The sequence below is a fragment of the Rodentibacter sp. genome (assembly GCF_057314195.1).
Map to the genome: position 1 here is coordinate 1 of NZ_DBHLAM010000006.1, position 4,326 is coordinate 4,326.

General features: G+C 39.6%; 5 protein-coding genes. 3 read left to right on the forward strand and 2 right to left on the reverse strand.

Going from position 1 to position 4,326, the window contains the following annotated elements; all coding sequences use genetic code 11:
• A partial coding sequence (locus ACO59Y_RS00835; protein WP_486129801.1) for a hypothetical protein occupies positions 1 to 190 on the reverse strand: 190 nt, incomplete at its 3' end.
• Between the two features lie 162 nt (positions 191 to 352).
• On the opposite strand from ACO59Y_RS00835, the gene ACO59Y_RS00840 reads away from it, so the two are divergent.
• Complete coding sequence (locus tag ACO59Y_RS00840; RefSeq protein ID WP_486129802.1) at positions 353 to 958, forward strand: TetR/AcrR family transcriptional regulator; 606 nt, start codon at positions 353 to 355, stop codon at positions 956 to 958.
• Positions 959 to 1,275: 317 nt separating this feature from the next.
• Here the strand turns inward: ACO59Y_RS00840 and ACO59Y_RS00845 are convergent, their stop codons facing one another.
• Complete coding sequence (locus tag ACO59Y_RS00845) at positions 1,276 to 1,629, reverse strand: DUF496 family protein (RefSeq protein ID WP_373602935.1); 354 nt, start codon at positions 1,627 to 1,629, stop codon at positions 1,276 to 1,278.
• 185 nt (positions 1,630 to 1,814) lie between these two features.
• On the opposite strand from ACO59Y_RS00845, the gene serC reads away from it, so the two are divergent.
• Together serC and hisC are read left to right on the forward strand one after the other, a co-directional pair.
• Positions 1,815 to 2,897 (forward strand): 3-phosphoserine/phosphohydroxythreonine transaminase, encoded by a 1,083-nt coding sequence (gene serC, locus ACO59Y_RS00850; protein ID WP_486129804.1) that lies wholly within the window; start codon positions 1,815 to 1,817, stop codon positions 2,895 to 2,897.
• A gap of 57 nt (positions 2,898 to 2,954) precedes the next feature.
• Entirely contained in the window at positions 2,955 to 4,064 is a 1,110-nt protein-coding gene (hisC, locus tag ACO59Y_RS00855) for a histidinol-phosphate transaminase (RefSeq protein ID WP_486129806.1), read from the forward strand.
• Positions 4,065 to 4,326 lie beyond the last annotated feature (262 nt).

Genomic DNA, 4,326 nt, shown 5'->3' on the forward strand with positions numbered 1-4,326 from the left:
TGAGTTGTTCGGCGGTTACCACGGAGGTGCTTGAACCGGTAGAGGATTGACTACGCTCGAATTTTTCACCGGTCACAGTGATTTCGTCTAACATATTTATATCACGTATTTTGTCCGCATAAACTGCAAGAGAATAGGTCCCTGCTATGCATAGCGCGATTAAATTTAATGGCATATTAGTTTTTTTCATAAGAACACCTTTTTGGGTTTAGGTTTACATTTTTAAGATTTAACATCAATTATTGTAAACATAACATAATCTAAAACAAAAAGTAAATAAGAATTCTTCTCAAATATAATATTTGACAATTTAAAGTGTTCGATTATTTTATTGACCGTTTAAGGAGTAAAAATGAAAAAAGATTCTGTATTAAAGCAAGCCGCCATGAGGCTTTTTTATAAACAAGGTTGGATTGCTACATCTATTACGGAAATCTGTCAGTTGGCAGGAGTTAGCAGAGTCACATTTTACAAGCACTTTGCAACAAAAGAAGCTCTGGTAGAAAGCTTGTTTGAAGAACAAAAAAATAAAATGCGCGCTGAATTTGAGCGGTTATTGCATCATCAAGCGAATTTGGAGACGGTTATTCAACGCATTTTGGATATGCAGCAGGAGGCTATGGCGACGCTTTATTCTCCGTCGGTATTAGCGGATTTAAATGCGCACCGCAACGAAGAATTACAGCAGTTCTTTCATAAAATGGCACAAGAAAAATACCACTATATGCACCATTTTTTTGGCATGTTACAACAACGCAAAGTGATTCGTGACGATTTTCCCATAACCTTAATCGATGTAATCATCCAAAAAATCGATGAAATGTTAAATACACCGACGTTACAACAGCATTATATCGGCAACGAACAACAATTATTAAAAGACATTTTGCAATTTTTTATGCATGGGATCGCCTATCAAAAGAGAAAAGATGAAAATATTTTCCCCTCCAAAACCTGAACACTAAAACCCAATCTATTTAAGGTACAGATTTTTATGGGCAAACATTACTAGAACTTAAGCACTACATCTTCAAACTTATAGTACTCAATACGACAAGCGAAAAAATAGGAATGTCAAAACCTAAACATTCCATCTATGACAATTCTCAGGACATTAAAATTTTAGTGAAGAAATCTGAATATTACGGTGAGGAACAGACTAAATTTCAGCGCTATACAATAAAAAGCCTTATATGTAAGCTAGATTTAATTATTGAGAGCAGTGCGCACTGTATCTTAAAATCTTAACATGTAATCGAGCACCAATATCTTCAATTATATGGTGACTTTATTAACCTTTTTCGCCAAATCCGCGTGAACACGTTTTTGCTCTTTCATTTTAGCGCTGATTTCGCGACGCTCAGAAGAAAGTTCCGCGCTGCGGATAGTGTAGTCATCCACGCGCGCTTCATAATCATCGCGCATACTTTCGATAATCGCGCGCACCTCTTCAATATCCATATCGTCGCGAATATATTGATTTAAATTATCGAGCAATAACACCCGTTTTTGGTTATCACGAATTTTACGACCAATATCTTCAATATCACGTTTTAGTTTATTTTTTAAACGATACATACGCACATATTCCAACACATCTTGAAACGATTGTTTATTTACGGTTTCCATAATTGCTCTCTTAACTAGACAAAAAGTGGCTGTAATTTAGCCTTTTTTTGTCAATTCGTCAAAACCTTAAAATCAGATTTATAGGCTATATCAAAAAAAGTGAGAATTTACATAAAAAGCGTTGATTCCACGCTTTCGTAGTGATAAAACGTAACCACTATTTTTCTAAAAAATAAGGAAACACAATGTCTCAAGTCTTCAATTTTAGTGCCGGCCCGGCCATGATTTTCCCCGAAGTGTTACACAAAGCGCAAGCCGAACTCACCGATTGGTTAGGTCAAGGAGTTTCCGTGATGGAAGTGAGTCATCGCGGTAAATACTTTATGGATTTAATTAAAGAAGCGGAAAAAGATCTACGTGAAGTGTACAACATTCCCGACAACTATCGCGTGCTTTTCTTACAAGGTGGCGCGCGCGGTCAATTCGCCGCATTGCCGATGAACTTAATCGGTAAAAAAGGCAAAGCCCTTTATTTAAACAGCGGACATTGGTCAGCGACCGCCGCCAAAGAGGCTCGCAACTTTGCCGAAATCGATGAAATTAGCATCATCGAAAACGGCGATAAAACCCGTGTTACCGAACTTGATTTTAGCGATATCGCCGAACAATACGATTACGTTCACTACTGCCCGAATGAAACCATCAGCGGCGTAGAAATTTTTGATGTACCGAACGTGGGCAATGCGGTGCTGGTAGCAGACATGTCTTCTAACATTCTTTCACGCGAAATTGATATTAATCGATTCGGTGTAATTTACGCTGGCGCCCAAAAAAACTTAGGCCCGGCCGGTATTACTTTAGTGATTATTCGAGATGATTTAATCGGCCATGCCCGCAAAGAAACTCCGTCAATTTGGAACTATGCAACGCAACGTGATGCAGATTCTATGATCAACACGCCACCAACGTTTGCGTGGTATTTATGTTCTCTTGTATTCAAACATATCAAAGCCATTGGTGGTTTACCGGTTATTGCTAAACGTAACGAACGTAAAGCGCAAACTCTTTACGATTACATTGATTCTAGTAAACTTTATCGCAACGTGGTAGCAAAAGAAAACCGTTCAACCATGAATGTAACGTTCGTAACCGGCAGTCCTGAACTTGATGCGAAGTTCGTGGCAGAATCCACCGCAGCCGGCTTGCAAGCCTTAAAAGGACATAAAGTACTGGGCGGAATGCGTGCCTCTATTTATAACGCCATGCCGTTAGAAGGTGTGCAAGCACTCATCGAATTTATGAAAAAATTTGAAGCTGAAAACGCTTAATTATTCGTTTTATCATAACGGGCACCCTAGCGTGTCCGTTTTCTTATAGGATCATTCATGCAGTACATCGACATTGCCAACCAAGGCGTAAAATCCCTCTCTCCTTACCAAGCCGGTAAACCGATTGAAGAACTTGAACGCGAACTCGGCATTTCCGACATCGTCAAACTAGCCTCTAACGAAAATCCGTTTGGCTTTCCGGAAAGCGCCAAACAAGCAATCCGCAATCAATTAGACAATCTTACGCGCTATCCTGACGCCAACGGTTTTGAGCTCAAACAAGCGATCGCAAAAAAATTCGGCATACAACCAAACCAAATCACTCTCGGCAACGGTTCCAACGATTTATTGGAATTATTCGCTCACACCTTTGCCGGCGAAGGCGACGAAGTGATTTATTCGCAATATGCCTTTATTGTTTATCCGCTTGTCAGTAAAGCTATCAATGCGGTCGCAAAAGAGATTCCGGCGAAAAACTGGGGGCATGATTTAACCGGATTTTTAACCGAACTTTCCCACAAAACTAAACTGATTTTTATCGCCAACCCGAACAATCCGACCGGTAATTTCTTAACTGAGCAAGAACTTGATGCATTTTTAGCTAAAGTACCAGAAAGCGTCATTGTGGTACTTGATGAAGCCTATACTGAATTTACGCTTCCGGAAGAACGCGTAGACTCATTCGGGTTATTGAAAAAATATCCTAATCTGATTATTTCGCGCTCTCTTTCCAAAGCTTATGGATTGGCAGGCTTACGTATCGGTTATGCGGTGTCTAACCCGGAAATTGCGGATTTATTAAATCGCGTGCGTCAACCGTTTAACTGCAACAGTTTGGCGCTGACTTCCGCCATTGCGGTAATGAACGACGATGAATTCGTAACTAAGGTTGCGAAAAACAACCGCATTGAAATGGCTCGTTACGAGCAATTTTGCCAACAATACGATTTGGATTATATTCCGTCGAAAGGTAACTTCATCACTATCGATTTCAAACGACCCGCTGCGCTGATTTACGAGGCGTTATTACGCGAAGGCGTAATTGTGCGTCCGATTGCCGGTTACGGTATGCCAAATCATTTACGCGTGAGTATCGGCTTGCCGCAAGAAAATGACAAATTTTTTGCCGCACTAATTAAAGTGTTGGGTTTAACGCAAGCAAAATAGAGGCTTTATAACAATCCTAACTATGATTTAGCCCATTGAAGTAAAAAGTAATTTCCCGCAAATACAAGATATTGAAAAGAATATTACGGCAAAGAATTAAAAATGGGCAACGGATTAGACAATATTAAAATAGGCAACTCATTTAGCGCATTTTTATATGTGCTAAATGAGCCCAAGAAAAGAAATTTCAATTTTTGAAGTTTGAAATAAGAAAAGACAGTATGGCTGGGGTACTAGGATTCGAACCTAGGAATGCGGAGAT